The organism is Candidatus Edwardsbacteria bacterium (genome assembly GCA_031082425.1).
In the GTDB taxonomy this organism is placed as follows: domain Bacteria; phylum Edwardsbacteria; class AC1; order AC1; family EtOH8; genus UBA2226.
The window spans coordinates 1,146-17,307 of sequence record JAVHLB010000010.1 but is presented as its reverse complement, the minus strand read 5'-3'; the positions used below and the strand labels follow the sequence as shown (position 1 = coordinate 17,307).

At 53.6% G+C, this 16,162-nt stretch carries 13 protein-coding genes; 12 read left to right on the top strand and 1 reads right to left on the bottom strand.

Annotation, left to right across the window (positions count from 1 at the left end; genetic code table 11):
- Window positions 1-54: 54 nt before the first annotated feature.
- The 10 genes from RDU76_09910 (at window position 55) to RDU76_09865 (ending at window position 11,451) form a co-directional block, all read left to right on the top strand.
- Entirely contained in the window at window positions 55-1,266 is a 1,212-nt protein-coding gene (locus RDU76_09910) for a type II secretion system F family protein (protein MDQ7799237.1), read from the top strand.
- 22 nt (window positions 1,267-1,288) lie between these two features.
- On the top strand, window positions 1,289-3,454 hold the full coding sequence (locus RDU76_09905) for a sigma 54-interacting transcriptional regulator (protein MDQ7799236.1): 2,166 nt from the start codon (window positions 1,289-1,291) through the stop codon (window positions 3,452-3,454).
- A 231-nt stretch (window positions 3,455-3,685) separates the two neighbouring features.
- Entirely contained in the window at window positions 3,686-4,765 is a 1,080-nt protein-coding gene (locus RDU76_09900; GenBank protein MDQ7799235.1) for a prepilin-type N-terminal cleavage/methylation domain-containing protein, read from the top strand.
- A gap of 187 nt (window positions 4,766-4,952) precedes the next feature.
- A complete protein-coding gene (locus tag RDU76_09895; protein ID MDQ7799234.1) occupies window positions 4,953-5,381 on the top strand; it encodes a prepilin-type N-terminal cleavage/methylation domain-containing protein in 429 nt (142 codons plus the stop codon).
- A 69-nt stretch (window positions 5,382-5,450) separates the two neighbouring features.
- Window positions 5,451-7,202, top strand: coding sequence for a tetratricopeptide repeat protein (locus RDU76_09890; protein ID MDQ7799233.1), 1,752 nt, complete (start codon window positions 5,451-5,453; stop codon window positions 7,200-7,202).
- A complete protein-coding gene (locus RDU76_09885) occupies window positions 7,199-7,918 on the top strand; it encodes a glycosyltransferase family 2 protein (GenBank protein MDQ7799232.1) in 720 nt (239 codons plus the stop codon). Before RDU76_09890 ends, RDU76_09885 begins: the two co-directional genes overlap by 4 nt.
- Window positions 7,918-8,286 carry a DUF2304 domain-containing protein gene (locus RDU76_09880; GenBank protein ID MDQ7799231.1) on the top strand — a complete coding sequence of 123 codons (369 nt, stop codon included), beginning with the start codon at window positions 7,918-7,920 and terminating at the stop codon, window positions 8,284-8,286. Before RDU76_09885 ends, RDU76_09880 begins: the two co-directional genes overlap by 1 nt.
- Window positions 8,287-9,108 carry a glycosyltransferase family 2 protein gene (locus RDU76_09875; protein MDQ7799230.1) on the top strand — a complete coding sequence of 274 codons (822 nt, stop codon included), beginning with the start codon at window positions 8,287-8,289 and terminating at the stop codon, window positions 9,106-9,108.
- A 3-nt stretch (window positions 9,109-9,111) separates the two neighbouring features.
- Entirely contained in the window at window positions 9,112-10,278 is a 1,167-nt protein-coding gene (locus tag RDU76_09870; GenBank protein MDQ7799229.1) for a glycosyltransferase family 4 protein, read from the top strand.
- Between the two features lie 6 nt (window positions 10,279-10,284).
- Entirely contained in the window at window positions 10,285-11,451 is a 1,167-nt protein-coding gene (locus tag RDU76_09865; GenBank protein ID MDQ7799228.1) for a glycosyltransferase, read from the top strand.
- Here the strand turns inward: RDU76_09865 and RDU76_09860 are convergent.
- Window positions 11,448-12,584: a glycosyltransferase gene (locus RDU76_09860; GenBank protein MDQ7799227.1), complete on the bottom strand. Its 1,137-nt coding sequence runs from the start codon at window positions 12,582-12,584 to the stop codon at window positions 11,448-11,450. The genes RDU76_09865 and RDU76_09860 overlap by 4 nt on opposite strands.
- Before the next feature lie 62 nt (window positions 12,585-12,646).
- On the opposite strand from RDU76_09860, the gene RDU76_09855 reads away from it, so the two are divergent.
- Window positions 12,647-13,465, top strand: a complete 819-nt coding sequence (locus RDU76_09855; protein MDQ7799226.1) for a methyltransferase domain-containing protein — start codon at window positions 12,647-12,649, stop codon at window positions 13,463-13,465.
- 19 nt (window positions 13,466-13,484) lie between these two features.
- Entirely contained in the window at window positions 13,485-14,957 is a 1,473-nt protein-coding gene (locus RDU76_09850) for an oligosaccharide flippase family protein (GenBank protein MDQ7799225.1), read from the top strand.
- Window positions 14,958-16,162 lie beyond the last annotated feature (1,205 nt).

Here is a 16,162-nt window from a genome sequence, read left to right as displayed (position 1 = left end):
AATTGACAATATATTTCCTTAGCGAAAAATAAATATTTACAAGGAGCGATAACGATGCCACTATATCTCTGGAAGGGGCGCGATTCCAAAGCCGGTTTGGTCTCCGGAGAGCTGACGGCCGAAAGCGAAGGCGCGGTCATCGAGGCGCTGCGCAAGAAAAATATAATCGTGTCCTCGGTGCGGATCAAGCCCAAGGAGCTCAAGCTCAGTTTCATGCAGCCCAAGGTCAGCAACAAGGACCTGTCGATCTTCACCCGGCAGTTCGCCACCATGATCAACGCCGGCCTGCCTTTGGTGTCCTGCCTGGAGATCCAGGCCCAGCAGCAGGAGAACCCCACCTTCAAGAAGGTGCTGGAGACCATCAAGACCGATGTGGAGGGCGGCTCCACCCTGGCCGAGGCCCTGAACCGGCAGAAGAACGTGTTCAGCGAGCTGTATATCAACATGGCGGCGGCCGGCGAGGCCGGCGGTATCCTGGACAACATCCTGATGCGCCTGGCCATCTACCTGGAGAAGGCCGAGGCCCTGGTGTCCAAGGTCAAAAGGGCCATGATCATGCCGGTGATCCTGACCTCGGTGGCGGTGGGGGCCGCGGCGGTGCTGCTGATCTTCGTGATCCCCATCTTCGAGAAGATGTTCGCCGGGATGGGGGCCAAGCTGCCGGCCCCCACCCTGTTCGTGGTGGGCCTTTCCAAGTTCCTGCAGAAGTTCATCATCCCCATCATCATCGTGGTGACCGCCATAATCATCTCCCTGCAGCGCTGGTACAAGACCGACAAGGGCCAGCTGTATCTGGACACCCTGATGCTTAAGATCCCCATCCTGGGCAACCTGCAGCAGAAATCGGCCGTGGCCCGGTTCGCCCGGACCCTGGGGACCCTGCTGTCCAGCGGCGTGGCCATCCTGGACGCCCTGGAGATCACCGCCAAGACCGCCGGCAACCGGGTGGTGCAGGACGCCATCATGTCGGCCCGCAAATCCATCGGCGGCGGCGAGACCATCTCGGCCCCCTTGAAGACCATGAAGATCTTTCCGCCCATGGTGGTGCAGATGATCGCGGTGGGCGAGGCCACCGGCGGCCTGGACGAGATGCTCAACAAGATCGCCGACTTCTACGACGAGGAGGTGGACGGGGCGGTGGAGGGGCTGACCGCCGCCATGGAGCCCATCATCATGGTGGTGCTGGGCCTGGGCATCGGCGGCATGGTGATCGCCATGTACCTGCCCATCTTCAGCATGACCTCGGCCCTGATGGGCGGCAAGTGATCGGCCAATTGTTGGCAAGCTGATGGGAGTAAACCTCCTGAAGGATAACCCGGTCCTGCTGTGGGGCCGGGTGACGATCGCGGCCCTGATGACGGGAAGCGCTTTGGTGCTGAAGGCACTGGGGGCGCTTCCCCTTTCTTTTTCGGCCATCATCCTGCTGTCGGTCATGTACCTGCTGCTGACCATTCTGGCCAGGTATCTGAATTACAAATGGCCCGGCTGGCGGTGGGATTATGCCCAAATGGTGCTGGACATCGGCTGGATCGCCATCTTCATCCACAGGACCGGCGGGGCCGAGAACCCCTTCACCCTGTTGTTCTTCCTGGCCATCATCGCCGCCGCCAACGCCCGGTTCGCCCGGGGGGCCATCATCACCGCCACCCTGTCCAGCCTGACCCTGGCCTTTTTGATCTATCTGGATTACCGCAGCCTGAGGACCGGCCTGCTGCTGGGCCGGGACCAGGAATTTGTGACCGCCTTCACCACCGAATTTGTTTTCCGGGGATACCTCTATGCCATCTGCTTCTACCTGGTGGCGGCCTTCTCCGGCTACCTGGCCGAAAGGCTGAGGCTGAAGGGCCGGCAGCTGGAGGATACTACCCGGGCCCTGGAGGAGTTCAAGCTATCCACCGGCGACATCCTGGAGAAGATGGGCAGCGGCCTGCTGACCATCAATGAAAAAGGGCAGATCGTATACTGCAACCTTTCCGGCCTGCAGATACTGGGGCTGGAAAAAAAGGACATCATCGGCCGCCATGTCTCCCAGATAGCCGTTGAGGGGTTGGAGCCCCTGGGGGGCGTGCTGAACCCGGAGAATAGCCTGCCGGGGAACCGCTCCCAGCGGATGGAGATAAAGATATCGCGGGGCCGGGAGGATGGCATCCCGGTGGGGGTCAGCACCACCTCGGTCTACGGCAGCCAGGGGAGGCTGGAGGGCGTCATCGCCATCTTTCAGGACCTTAGCGCGGTCAAATCCCTGGAGAACCGGATGATCGAGATGGAACAGCTGGAGACCTCCAAGGAGCTGACCAAATCCCTGCTGAAACTGCTGCATCCCTATCTCTCCGAGATAAACGCCACCATCTCCGAACTGATGAGGGAAAACGAGGTGGACCCGGTCATCATCTCCAAGATCTCCCGGGTGAAGGAGAAGACCGAGTACATCCGCAAGACCATCGACGATTTCATCCGGTTTGCCCATATCGAGATCCCCGGGGCCCATAAGGCCGAACAGGCCGGCCGGGAATACGACAGCCGGATAATAGGCCGGTCCCCCAACTTCGTCGAGATCATGAACATGGTCCAGCAGGTGGCCCCCACCGACAGCACGGTGCTGATCAGCGGGGAGTCCGGCACCGGCAAGGAGCTGCTGGCCCGGGAGCTGCATCGCCTGAGCGGCCGGGGGCAGGGGCCTTTCGTCAGCATCAACTGCGCCGCTTTGCCGGAGACCCTGCTGGAATCGGAGCTGTTCGGCCACGTCAAGGGATCGTTCACCGGGGCCATGCGCGACAAGGACGGCCTGTTCCGGGTGGCCTCCGGCGGCACCTTTTTCCTGGACGAGGTGTCCGAGACCTCGCCGGCCATCCAGGTGAAGCTGCTGCGGGTGCTGCAGGAGCGGGAGATCGTTCCGGTGGGCGGCACCCGTCCCATCAAGGTGGACGTCCGGGTGATCTCGGCCACCAACAGCGACCTGGCCAAGGCGGTGGAGAATAATAGGTTCAGGATGGACCTGTTCTACCGGCTCAACGTCATCCAGATAACCATCCCCCCCTTAAGGGACCGCAAGGACGACGTGCTGCTGCTGGCCGAGGAGATCATTGACAATTACTGCCGGAAGCAGAACCTTCCGGTAAAACTGCTGTCGGCCGCCACCAGGGATGCTTTGATGCAGTACGGCTGGCCGGGCAACGTCCGGGAGCTGGAGAATGTCCTGGAGCGGGCCATCATCCTGGAGACCGGCCCGGTGATCGAGCGGTCCAGCCTTCCCGATGAGCTGCTGCGGCCCGGCCCTGAGGTGAAAAAGAAAGCCCCGGAGGAGGGAGGCAGTCTTAAGGACAAGGAAAAGCGGACCATACTTCGGGTATTGGAGGAATGCGGCAACAACAAATCCCTGGCGGCCAAAAAGCTGGGGATCCATTATGCCACCCTGTACCGCAAGCTGAAAAGTTATAACATTACGGATGAATAAAAGCAGGGCAGTCAGTATGGCGATAATAGTCATTGCGAGGTTGGCTGTATTTGATGCTTATGAAGCAATCTAAATAAAATGGATCGCTTCGTTTGTTTATCATGCTTGAATGCCTCGCGATGAGTGTGCGCCAAAATTCAACGAACGCGATCAAAGCCAACTTTGGCTTGGCTCCCGATTTTAGGCATGATAATTGCTTGTATTATATGACAATTCAATCAAAGGATAAGTATGGCTGAAAATAGAAGGCGGAAAATACTGGCTCACAAGGATATGCAGATCAGGATCGTAGCCCAGATCTTGGCCATGGTGGCCAGCGGGATATTGCTGGTGGGCGGGGCGGTCTATCTGATAATCTGGAACGGGATCACCGGCCCGGCTTATGCTTCCGGCCAAACATCGCTGATCAATATATTCGACCAGGTTCATAAAACGCTGTTCATCGTCATTCCGGTTCTTATTTTAATAATGGGCTGGATATCCATAGTTATCTCCCATCGTATAGCGGGACCTTTGGTAAGGTTGAATAACGGCATGAAGTCTTTGGAGAAGGGCGACTGGCCTAAGCACCCCATGAAATTCCGCAAGAACGACGAGGGACACCATCTGGCCGAGCAGTTCAATGTAATGACCGAGAGCATCAGGAAGATGGTGGCCGGGGAGCAGGAGGCCGCCCGATCGGTGCTCTCGGAGCTGGAGGTATACACCCGCAAACTAAAGGAGGAGCAGAAGGTGGACCGGGAGATCATCGAAAAGCTGAACCGGATCCAGGAGAAGGCCGCTAAAACATCCCAGAAGGGTTTCACCCTGATAGAGCTGATGATCGTGGTGGTCATAATCGGAGTGCTGGCCGCCATTTCAATTCCTAATTACCTTAGCATGAGGGACAGGGCGATAGAGGCTTCATTAAAAAGCAACATGCATACCCTGCAGTTGGTGGTGGAGGATTTCAATACCAGGACCGGTGGCTTTTATCCGGCTGATCTGACCGTAAGAATATCGGACATAACCGGAAACGACGTTCACAAATCAATAACCGAGGGTGCCACCAAGCCGCCCTTTCCACCCAACACTTTGATCTGTCCCTATATGAGCTATGCCAATCCCTTTAACCGGAATGACCATGCCGTGATATATCTTCCCAATGACGCGCCTGTCGGACCGTCAGGGGTGGTATATTTTACCGGGTACGATGCCGCAAATAATATTATACCAGAAGGTTCGGCCCTTGTTGCCGTAACATATAAAATAAGGGGGTTCGGAAAAGACCGGATATTGAATTTTAATTTATCTCCCGGAAACGCAATCTAGTATTGCATAATGCAATATAAATTATAATGCAATAGTGTTATTGCTTAAAATTTTAATAAGATAATACTTAATGGTCTGTCGGATAATTAGTTATATGAATCTATCAATTGGCATTTAACTTGCATTTATTTAATTGGTGCAGAGATAATTAATTAACAATCCCATTAATTTAAAAAAGGAGAACAAAATGTCCCGCAAAGGTTTTACCCTCATCGAGCTGATGATCGTGGTGGTCATCATCGGCATCCTGGCGGCCATCGCCATCCCCAACTTTATGTCCATGCAGGACCGGGCCAAGGAATCGGCTGTCAAGTCCAACATGCATACCGTTCAGCTGACCGCTGAGGATTTTGCCACCAGGAAAGACGGCATTTATCCCACCGATGGCACCACCACCTGCCCGGGCGCGGCCGGGGATATTGACTTCGATGCTATGATTGCGGCAGTGTCCTTAAAGAACCCCTTTGGCGGAGTGGCCACGGTTCTTGACGGCGTGCCGGTGAACCCTGGTGAGACCGGATATGAGGGCGCCACTGATGGGTATACCATCACCGCTTATGGCAAGAGCAACGCTTCCTTGTTGTCCCTGACCTTAAGACCAGGCACCGCCATCTAAAAATGCCATTGTAAAAATTGTAGGTAGGTTGTATTATTGACAACCTACCTATTTTAATTGCAAAAAAAGATGATCCATTTTTTAAATAAAATAAAAGATATTTTAAAAGGCGACAAGGGATTTTACCTCATTTTAGCCGGACTGGCCATAATACTTTTTTTACCGGCCATCGGGTTCAAGTACAGCTATTTTGACGATTATTATCTGATAGTTGTCAATCAAAAATACCTGGCTGACCCCGGCAACATATTTGACCTCTTCGGCTCGGACGTTTTCCGGGCTGATACCGTGGCCTACCGGCCGCTGCTGGTTGCCTCGTTCATGCTGGATGCCAAAATCGCCGGGATCTCCCCTTGGATCTATCACCTGACGAATCTTGTGATCCATTATATCTGTGCCGGCCTGCTGTTTTCACTGCTTAGGAAATTTGAGGTTGCCCCTATCCTGTCGTTTTTTCTCTCGGCCTTTTTCCTGGTGCATCCGTTGATGGTTCAAGCCGTGGCCTGGATCCCCGGCCGCAACGACACCTTGCTGGGATTGTGGATGCTGTGCTTTGTCATTTCCCTGGTCAACTACAGCCAGACCAGGGCTTGGTATTGGGTTGCAGGGAGCATGCTTTTCCTGGCCGTGGCGCTTTTTACCAAAGAATCCGCCGTCGGATTTCCGGTTGCCGGGCTCATTATTTTATTGGCCGCTAAAGGGAAGGGGAGCAGAGCCGCCCATAGCGTTTATATTGTCCTGGGCTGGCTGACCATAACCCTACTTTGGCTGTTCATCAGGAATTCGGTGATTACGGCCAATCCCGGTTCGGGCCAAATGGTGTTCAACAGCGCCTGGGAAAATATCCAGGGAATGCCGGGCTATGCCGGAAAGGTACTGTTTCCGTTCAACCTTTCGGTCCTGCCCATCCCTAAGCCCGCTATGTTATGGTACGGTCTGAGCGCCTTGGCCGTCCTGCTGTTTTTTGTCCGTTTTTGGGGTGTTAAAAACCGGCTTGTATTTTATTCTGGTTTATCGATAGCAGTGATATTTATTATGCCTCACTTGCTAAGAGGCACCGATTTTGCTTTCTATCACGAACACCGGATTTATGTTTCATTTATCGGCGCAATAATAATGCTCTCTCAAATGAACTGGCCGCAAAGGATCAAATTGGACAAGCCACTTTATTTTGCATTGTCATGGATCTTTATTGCTTTTTATGCTGTTATAACGATTGTGCGGCTTCCCGTTTATTATGATCAAGACAGTCTGTTGCTGAATTTAGTTGATAATGAACCGCAGGTTGCGTTATCATATACCCAATGGGGGTATATTTTTATTGAACAAGGGGAGTACGAAAGGGCCGGGTTGTATTATAAAAGGGCATTGCAATTGGACCCTGAGAACAAGGACATTTATCACGGTTTAGGCATAGTGTACGAGTCGCTGGGCCAATGGCAGAAGGCCGAGGATAGTTTTAAAAAAAGCTTGGAACTGGCGCCCCGCTCCTCATCTCTGAGATATAACCTGGCCTATCTTTACCACCAGAGGGGCGATACCGCCGGGGCGGAACGGCAGTACCAGCTGGCCATACTGAGCCGTCCCGAGAATATCGAGGCCCAGCTGAACCTGGGCATGCTGTACCACCAACAGGGTAAACTGGAGAAGGCCCGGCGGCAGTATCTAAGGACTTTGGATATCGATGGAAGGATCCCCGAGGCGCTGTTCAACCTGGGTATTTTATACAGGCAAAAGGGCTGGGAAGACAGTTCCCGGCTGTACCTGGGGCGGGCCTTAAAATTAAAGCCTGACCTGATAAAGCTTCTTGGTAAAAAATGAAAACACCGCCCAAGATCCTGCTGATCATCCCGGCCTTCAACGAGGCCGGGAATGTTGGCCGTGTGATCGAAGACCTGCGATCCTCCGGCCTGGAGGCCGATATCCTGGTGGTCAATGACGCCTCCTCCGACGATACCTCGGCCGTCGCCCGGGCCCATGGGGTCCGGGTGATAGACCTGCCGGTCAACCTGGGCATCGGGGGGGCGGTGCAGACTGGCTTCATCTATGCCCAAAGGAACGGCTACCATATCGCCGTCCAGTTCGACGGGGACGGCCAGCATCTGGCCGGTGAGATCCCGGCCCTGATCGCCCCGCTTCTGGCAGGGCAGGCCGAGGTGGTGATAGGGTCCAGATTTTTAACCAAGCCTTATGAGTACCAAGCAACATTTTTAAGACGCCTGGGCATGAGGATGATCCAACTGGTAAACTCCCTGCTGATCGGACAGCGGATCACCGACAACACCTCGGGCTTCCGGGCCTACAACCGCCGGGCCCTGGAATTTCTGGCCGGGGGGTACCCCGATGATTTTCCCGAGCCCGAGGCGGTGGTGCTGCTGGGCCGGAACGGCTTTGTAATGACCGAGGTGCCGGTGAAGATGGAACAGCGCCAGAAAGGCGTCTCCTCGCTGTCCGGCCTCATCGGACCCTATTACATGATAAAAGTGCTGCTGACCCTGGCCATGAATGCCATCCGGCCCAAAATAAGGAGGGAGTGATGTTCGCTTCGTTCGATCCGCACCGCATCCAGTTTTTAGCCATAGCCGGCAGCGTCGGACTGCTGCTGTTCATCCTGGAGCTGATCCGCCGGAAAAGGATCCGGGAGAACCATTCCCTGCTGTGGCTGTTCATCGGGACGGTCTTCCTGTTCTTCTCGATATGGCGCCGGGGCCTGGAGGTGCTGGCCAACCTGATGGGCATCGCCTACCCGCCCACCGCCTTCCTGCTGATACTGGTGATGGCCCTGTTCGTCATCCTGATCCAGTTCTCCATCATCACCTCGGATCTGGCCGAGAAGAACAAAAAAATGGCCCAGGAGATCGGCCTGCTCAAGGAAAAATTGAGGGAAATGCTGGAAGGCAAGTAGATGCTGATATCCATAGTCACCCCCAGCTACAATCTGGCCCGCTTTCTGCCCCTGACCATCGACTCGGTTCTTTCCCAGGCCGGTGATTTCGAGCTGGAATATCTGGTCATCGACGGCGGCTCCACCGACGGCACCCTGGAGATATTAAGAAAATATGAGGGCGATCTCAACTCGGGGCGGATCAAACCAGCCTGCGCCGGCCTGGCCTTCCGCTGGCTTTCGGAGAAGGACCGTGGCCAGTCCGACGCCATCAACCAGGGCCTGAGGATAGCCGGGGGGGAGGTGGCCGCCTACCTGAACGCGGATGATCTGCTGGCCCCGGGATGCCTGCAGGCGGTCAGCGATTTCTTCGAAAAACATCCGGATCAAAAGTTTCTGACCGGATACTGCCGGGTGATCAATGAACAGGGGCGGGAGATAAGGAAGGCCGTCACCCGTTATAAAAAGATCCTGCTGAGATTCCCGTCTTTCAATAATCTTTTAAAGGAGAACTTCATCTCCCAGCCGGCCACCTTCTGGCGCCGGGATGTTCACCGCGAAGTGGGATATTTTGATGAAAAACTCCATTATGTCATGGATTACGACCTGTGGTGCCGGCTGGCTTCCAAATACCGGATAAACGTGATCAGAGAACATCTGGCCGATTTCCGCTGGTACCGGCAGTCCAAGAGCGGCGGCGGTTTTGGCGCCCAATTTGACGAGGAATATCGGATCGCGCTGAGATATCTTGATAAAAGACCAATGCTTAGATTAATACACCGGTTTAACACGATCAAGACCACGGCTGTCTACCGGCTGTGGTCTCTGATCGGCGGCGGTTGAACCATGGCCCGGACCATTATATATCTGCATCCCCATTTCACCGCTTACGGCGGAGCCGGCCGGTTCGTGCTGGAATCGGGCCGCCGGCTGGCCCAGCGGGGCTACCGGGTCAGGGTCATCTCCATCAGGGCCGATCAGGCACTGGTGGGGGATTACCGCCAAGAAATTGATTTCATTGATATCGGCGGACCGCTGTCCTCCAGCCTGTGGTTCTGGATCCTATTCCCCTGGTCTTGCATCAAGATATCCCGGGTCCTCAATAAATTCGATGATTTTATTTTATTCTCCCAGGTCTTTCCGGCCAACTGGTGGGGAGGCTTTTACAAGCTGTTTCACAAGAAGATCCGCCTGGTGTGGATGTGCCAGGAGCCCTCGGCCTTCATCCACTCCCGGGAATGGATCGCCTCCATCAAAGATCCGCTGATGCGGCTGGGGGCCAGGCTGTTCAATCCCCTGCTCAAGGCCATTGATGGAAGATTTGCCGCCCTGCCAGACCGGGTGATCGCCAATTCGGAATACACCCGGAGATACGCCCAGGAGGTCTACGGCTATGCCGATGATATGATCAAGACGGTGTACATCGGGGTGGAGGCGCCCGGGGCGGTGGAAGTGAAGATCTTTGATGGCGGGGCGTTCACCATGATCACAGTCGGCCGGCTGACCAAATTCAAGAACATCGGGACGGTCATCAGGGCTTTGAAGATAATGTTGGATCAGGGACATCAGGTGAGACTGAACATTGTGGGCGACGGGGAAGAGAGAGGGGCTCTGGAACGGCTGGCCGGTCAACTCGGTCTGGAAACGCTGGTCAGTTTTTCGGGCAGTGTCAGCCGCCCCCAACTGGATCGGCTTTATGACGGATCGCATCTGTACGTCAGCGCCGCCCTCAACGAGCCTTTCGGCCTGGCCCCGCTGGAGGCCATGGCGCACGGACTGCCGGTGGTGGCGGTCAACTCCGGCGGCCCGGCCGAGACGGTCATTGACCAGAGCAGCGGATTTCTGATCCCCGGCAATGATGCCGGATCCTTGGCCTCAGCCGTGGTCAAACTTATTCAAGATCCCAGCCTCTATAAGCAGGCGATGAGCCGATCCGGAAAAAGGGCAGAATATTTTAATTGGACCAGCACTATGGACGGTTTGGTAGATGTATTTTCAGGTTATGACGGCTAACGGATCATGAAAAGAATATTAATGGCCTGTAGCCAATACTGGGGCAGCCCCCTCCGGGTCGGCAGCCATCAGATAGCCCGGATACTGGCCCAAGACGGATGGCAGGTGGCCTATGTCTCCTTTCCTATATCGCCGGCCCACCTTTTCGGGCCCCGGGACCAAACCAGGCTCAAGGACCGGTTTGCGGTTTATCGGGCAGGGGGGATCCATGCAGAAGGCGGCAATCTTTGGGCCTATGTCCCCGGCTCCGTTGCCGTCCCGGCCAACAAGCCGCTGCTTAAAAGCGGGTGGGTGCATAAGAACTGGCATCGCCTTGCCTTTCCGCCGATCCTGGACCGGATCCGGCAGAATGGCTTTGGCAGCGTGGATGTCATGTATTTCGATTCGGTTTATTTCAATTTCCTGCTTGACGGGATCGGGGCCCGCCAGGTAGTGTACCGCGCCGCCGACGACCCCAAGCTCAGGGATACCTACTGCCCGGCCGTGGGCCGCGAACAGGAAGCCCTGGTAAAGGCCGCCGATGTGGTTTTGTACCCCTCCCTGGGGGTTAAAAAAGGGATCGATCCCGGTGACCCGGAAAAGTTCAGATACTTTTCCAATGGCGTGGTCTTTGATGATTATGCCGCCCAGGCGGAACTGCCCCCCGAATATGCCCAGATCCCAAGACCGAGAGCGGTTTTCGCCGGGGCCATAGTGGAATGGCTTGATTTCCAGGCGCTCAACCAGGCGGCCGAAGCACTGCCCGGAGTATCCTTCGTTTACATCGGCCCCCTGCTGCCGCCGGCAAAAAAAATCGCCAGGCACCAAAACGTGTTTTTGCTTGGCGAAAAAGGCTATCACCAGCTGCCGGGGTATCTGCAGCACGCCGATGTGGGGCTGATGCCTTTCGACATGAATAAATACCCCGAGCTGGTGGGCGGGTTGAATCCGGCCAAACTCTACCAGTATTTTGCCTGCGGCAAACCGGTGGTGGCCAGCGATTGGCGGGAAATCAGAGAAATGGGTCTCCCGCTATTCCTTTCAAGAGACCCGGGCCACTTTGCCAACAGCATAAAAGCGGCCATCGCCAACCCCGGCGATCCCGAGAAATATATCCGCATTGCCCGGGCCAATGATTGGGGGTTGAAGGTAAGGGAATTGTTCCAGGGGCTGGGCCAGGTCCTTCAAGTTTAGTGACCGACCAGAGAGCCTATCAGATCCAGGAGGACCGCTTTGTTGTTCTCCGCACAAAATAGCCTGGCAGCTTTGTCGGAGTTGTGCTTGTATTCATCGATTTGGGCAGCGGAGAGCGTATTTAATAGTCCTGCCAGGTCGGCCGGGGCAAAGCTGGGGGATACCAATCCCAGCCCGTGCCGGGACACGATCCCCGCCATTTCTGGGGAAGGGCCTACGGCGATAGCCAGCCGGGCCTGGATGAATTCAAAAAATTTGTTGGGAAGTACGTGCTTCAGGTTAAAGGTGGTCGGTTTGAAATATGCCAGCCCGATATCAAACCGGGAAATAAAAGCGGGTATATTTTCCATCTCGACCGGCTCATGATAGACCACGTTGCTCAGCTGCCGGGTCATATTTTTCAGATGCCGGATGTACTTTTTATCGCTGTTGTGCGAGAACACCAGGTTCAATTCAAACCGGCCGTCAAGATGCTTGAGTATCTCGATGTTGTCCTCGATTTTGCGCGTCGGAATGGCCAGGCCGTGATGGACCAGCCTGATCCTTGACGGGTCGGTCGGGCGGGGTGTGATCGCGGCATGATCCGAAGCATTGGTGATGACCGTGGCCGGCATTTTGAAAATGCGCTCATATTCCCCGGCGATTCCATGGGACACGGTGGTGAAGGCATCGGTGCCAGGCAGAAAACGCCGGCACAGGTGGAGAAAGTACGGTTTAAAAGTAAGCTCCCAGATCAGGGTATTTTCCCTAGATCCCGGGTAATATTCATGGGCATCGAACAGTATTTTGGCCCCGCCGGCAGCAGCAACCGCCAAGGGCAGGCTGTTGATCTCATTGGCGATCAGCAGATCATATCGCCGGTTCTCCAGGAGCTTCAAACCGGTCTTGATGAAGCTTTGCCGCCAATAATGCTTTTCGTATTGCCGTCCGGCCAGCAGGAGAAAGGGGACCACTTTCTGCCTGGCGGTATGGTGTTTAAAAGGGCAATGCAGGTAGGTTATGCCCGCTATCCCGGGATCGCCGGACCCCAAAACGGTTATTTCATAACTATTCTTGAGAAATGATATCTGGCGTCTAACCCTCGGATCCCGGGCAATGTCGGTAAAGCAGATGATCAATATTTTTTTGGGCATATACTCTCACTTGATGTTCAAGCAAAATTACCAAAAATAACCCCAAAAGTCAAACATATAATATGTACGAAAAGAATTACTACGAAATACCGGAGTTTTGGGACCAGGATAGATATCTCAACAGCTCCTTCGACAGATTGCGTTTCGAAAAAGCGATGGAGCTGATGCCTGAAGGCATTGGTACGGTTGTTGACCTGGGCTGCGGCAACGGCTCATTCCTGCAGCTCCTGTCGGATAAAAAAATAACGGGGATCGGCCTGGAAAGGTCAAAGGCCGCCGCATCGCAAACAAAAGAACTTGCCGGGAGCTATACCATACTGGGAGATTTAGCCCAGCTACCATTTCGAAGCAGGTCCGTCCCCCTGGTTTCTTGTCTTGAAGTGTTGGAACATTTGCCGGCGGGAATATACAATACTTCATTGAATGAGATCTCCCGGGTGGCGGAACAATTCATCCTGATATCGGTGCCTTTTAAGGAGAAAAGAATCTTTCTGAAATGCCCTAATTGTGGCTGCCGTTTTAACCCCACTTATCATTTAAATGTTTTCGATGAAAATACCTTGGCAAAGCTTTTCCCCAATTTCACATTGGCGAAATACGCCGTTATAAGATCGGATGAAGTTTATTTTGCCAATTATTATGGCCTGGTCCGGGCCTATATGTGGCTGTTCAACAGGAAGGAATATAAGATGCCGGCCAGGCTGGGGAGCAGCTATTGCCCGGCTTGCGGTTTCAGGGGGAAGCCCGGGGTTATTGACAACCCCACGGCCGAAAAGCCTTCAACTGTTCCGGCAAAAATCAAGAAGTCATTATACGGGTTGCTGAAGCGTCTGCCGTTAAAAAAGTATACAGCTGTGATAGCCCTCTATCAAAAAAACTGACCGGTGCCGTTTGAATGCCATGCACAAAATAGATCCGCCCATAAAATACAATTTTGCCGGCCAGGTCATGACACTGGCCAGCGGGACCTTTATGGCCCAATTGGCGGGTTTTATTCTTATTCCGGTTTTTTCCAGGATATTCCTGCCGGAGCATTTCGGGGCGGCGGCGGTTTTTGATTCTCTGGCAAGCCTGCTGGGCGTGGTGATTTGCTTGCGATACGAATTGTCAATAATGCTTCCTCCGGACGAGAATGATGCGATTAGCATCATGGCGCTTTGCCTGCTGACGGCCCTGACATTGGCCCTGGTGATTACGATTGGTGTGGCGTTGAATCATCAAACAAACCTTATTCCGGTCAGGGCGGTTTTGGTAAAACCTTATTTGTGGCTGCTGCCGCTGGTCCTTTTATTAAAGGGGCTTTACCAAACCGTTTATTACTGGCTTTCTCGAAATCAAAAATATTTTTTAATGTCCGTTGCTGCCGTGACGGGTTCCGTCGTATCGGGGCTGATAATCCTGGGATTTGTCTGGGGCGGCCTTATCAATACCGGGGCCCTGATCGTCGGGTCCGTGGGCGGCTATTTGGCAATGAGCGCTCTGCTGACGGGCTATTTTATAAAGGTTGATTTTAAAAAAGCGGTTAATAATTTCAAGTGGGCGGACATACGCCGAAATGCCCTGCGATATAAAAAATTCCCGTTGGTGGATGCCTGGAGCAGCTTGCTGAACACTCTTAACTATCAGTTGCCGATCCTTTTAATTTCAACATTCTTCGCCCAGTCGATAGTCGGGCAATATTCGGTGGTATACCGGCTGATGCAGCTGCCCATGGGTTTGATAGTGGCATCGATTGCCCAAGTGTTTTATCAAAGGATATCCGAGCAGGTAAGGAACAATGCCGACTATGCCGATGAAATTACAAAAGTAGTGAAAGTGCTTTTTATGGTCGGTGTTTTCCCCTGCATCATAGCCTTGTTATTCGGGCAGGAACTGATGACGGTATTTTTGGGCGCCAAATGGCTAGAGGCCGGAAAATATTTGCAGATCCTGGGGATTTATGCTTTCATTAAGTTTTGCACATCGCCGGTAAGCTCGGTATTATTGGCGTTGGAAAAGCAGGGAATATTGTTGATCTTCAATGTCATTTCAATAATTGCAACAGCAGTTTGCCTTTTTATAGGCGGTTATATGATAAAGAATATCTATTTGGCTCTGTTGTTGTTTTCATTGACCGGTGTTGTTTTATATTCAGGTCTACTGACATATATATACATAATATCTCCGAAGGTAACGGTCAAGGATTTTCTGGGGATAATCAATAAAATCGTCTACGCCCTTCCGTTCACTTTGATTTTGGTAATGATGAAATATTTCATTAAATTTAAGGATATATACATTACTGTGAGCGCTGTGATTTCATTGGCGATATATTATTTAGTGCTTATTAGAAAAAAAGAAATTATCCTTCCAGTCGGGAATTCCGTCAAATGAAAAAACATTCATATTTTATTGGCATTCCTGCGGTAATTTTTATTGCAGTACTGGCCATTTATTTTAATAGTTACCAATTCCCCTTCCATTTGGACGATTCTCATGCCTTAGTGGAGAACCATGGCATCCGGTCGCTTTCGATCTATTCCCACTCGCTTCTAAGGGCCGTTCCCCGTTCGCTGGTGAATCTTTCCTTCGCCCTGAACTATCGTTTCGGCGGCCTGGAGACTGCCGGTTATCATGTTGTCAATGTGGCCATCCATGCCCTCAACGGCCTTTTGGTCTGCTGGCTGGCATTGCTGCTGCTGTCCAACCCGCTGGTCAGTTCCGGAGACAAGGACGGCAGGGCGAAGTACTGGCTGGCCCTGGGGGCGGGGTTGTTGTTTGTCAGCCATCCGGTGCAGACCCAGGCGGTAAGCTATATCGTCCAGAGATTGACCTCGATGGCAACGATGTTCTATTTGCTGGCGGTATGCTTGTACATCAAGGGGAGGTATATCCATACCTCGGGAGAGGGGAGAAGACCTCTCTGGTATTATGCCGGCACGGTGTTATCCGGCCTGGCGGCATTTTTAAGCAAGGAGATCAGCTTCACCCTGCCGTTGATGCTGTTGATGGTGGAGTTCTTTTTCATCCGGCGGGATGACCGGATCAATAAAAGACTGATCATCTTCGGGCTTTCCGGTCTGGTGCTGGCAATCGCCATTGGACTGATATTCAGACTGGCCCCCACCCGGGAGACCGCTGACATCGGCCGGTGGCAGTATCTTATCACCCAGTTCCGGGTCATTGTGACCTATATCCGCCTGCTGGCGGTTCCGGTGAACCAGAACCTGGATTACGACTTTGCCCTGAGCCGAAGTTTATGGGAGACCAAGACCCTGCTGAGCGGGGTATTGCTTTTAGGCCTGCTGTCTTTGGGGGTCTGGCTATACCGCAGGTTCCGGCTGATATCCTTCGGGATCTGGTGGTTCTTTCTGGCCCTGAGCGTGGAGTCGGGCATCATCCCCATCCGGGATGTGATCTTCGAGCACCGGATGTACCTGCCCCTGGCGGGTTATTGTCTGGTGCTGGCCGGGATCTTCCATTACCTAAAAGACAGGATCAAGCCGCGGATCGCGGTCATCATCTGGGCGGCCCTGATCATCGGCCTGGGGGCCTCGGCCTATGCCCGCAACCAGGTCTGGCGGGACGACCTGCTGTTA

What these genes read in the sequence shown, in the direction of transcription:
- RDU76_09910 (MDQ7799237.1), top strand. Translation starts at nt 55, where the DNA reads ATGCCACTATATCTCTGGAAGGGGCGCGATTCCAAAGCCGGTTTGGTC.
- RDU76_09905 (MDQ7799236.1), top strand. Translation starts at nt 1,289, where the DNA reads ATGGGAGTAAACCTCCTGAAGGATAACCCGGTCCTGCTGTGGGGCCGG.
- RDU76_09900 (MDQ7799235.1), top strand. Translation starts at nt 3,686, where the DNA reads ATGGCTGAAAATAGAAGGCGGAAAATACTGGCTCACAAGGATATGCAG.
- RDU76_09895 (MDQ7799234.1), top strand. Translation starts at nt 4,953, where the DNA reads ATGTCCCGCAAAGGTTTTACCCTCATCGAGCTGATGATCGTGGTGGTC.
- RDU76_09890 (MDQ7799233.1), top strand. Translation starts at nt 5,451, where the DNA reads ATGATCCATTTTTTAAATAAAATAAAAGATATTTTAAAAGGCGACAAG.
- RDU76_09885 (MDQ7799232.1), top strand. Translation starts at nt 7,199, where the DNA reads ATGAAAACACCGCCCAAGATCCTGCTGATCATCCCGGCCTTCAACGAG.
- RDU76_09880 (MDQ7799231.1), top strand. Translation starts at nt 7,918, where the DNA reads ATGTTCGCTTCGTTCGATCCGCACCGCATCCAGTTTTTAGCCATAGCC.
- RDU76_09875 (MDQ7799230.1), top strand. Translation starts at nt 8,287, where the DNA reads ATGCTGATATCCATAGTCACCCCCAGCTACAATCTGGCCCGCTTTCTG.
- RDU76_09870 (MDQ7799229.1), top strand. Translation starts at nt 9,112, where the DNA reads ATGGCCCGGACCATTATATATCTGCATCCCCATTTCACCGCTTACGGC.
- RDU76_09865 (MDQ7799228.1), top strand. Translation starts at nt 10,285, where the DNA reads ATGAAAAGAATATTAATGGCCTGTAGCCAATACTGGGGCAGCCCCCTC.
- RDU76_09860 (MDQ7799227.1), bottom strand. Translation starts at nt 12,584, where the DNA reads ATGCCCAAAAAAATATTGATCATCTGCTTTACCGACATTGCCCGGGAT.
- RDU76_09855 (MDQ7799226.1), top strand. Translation starts at nt 12,647, where the DNA reads ATGTACGAAAAGAATTACTACGAAATACCGGAGTTTTGGGACCAGGAT.
- RDU76_09850 (MDQ7799225.1), top strand. Translation starts at nt 13,485, where the DNA reads ATGCACAAAATAGATCCGCCCATAAAATACAATTTTGCCGGCCAGGTC.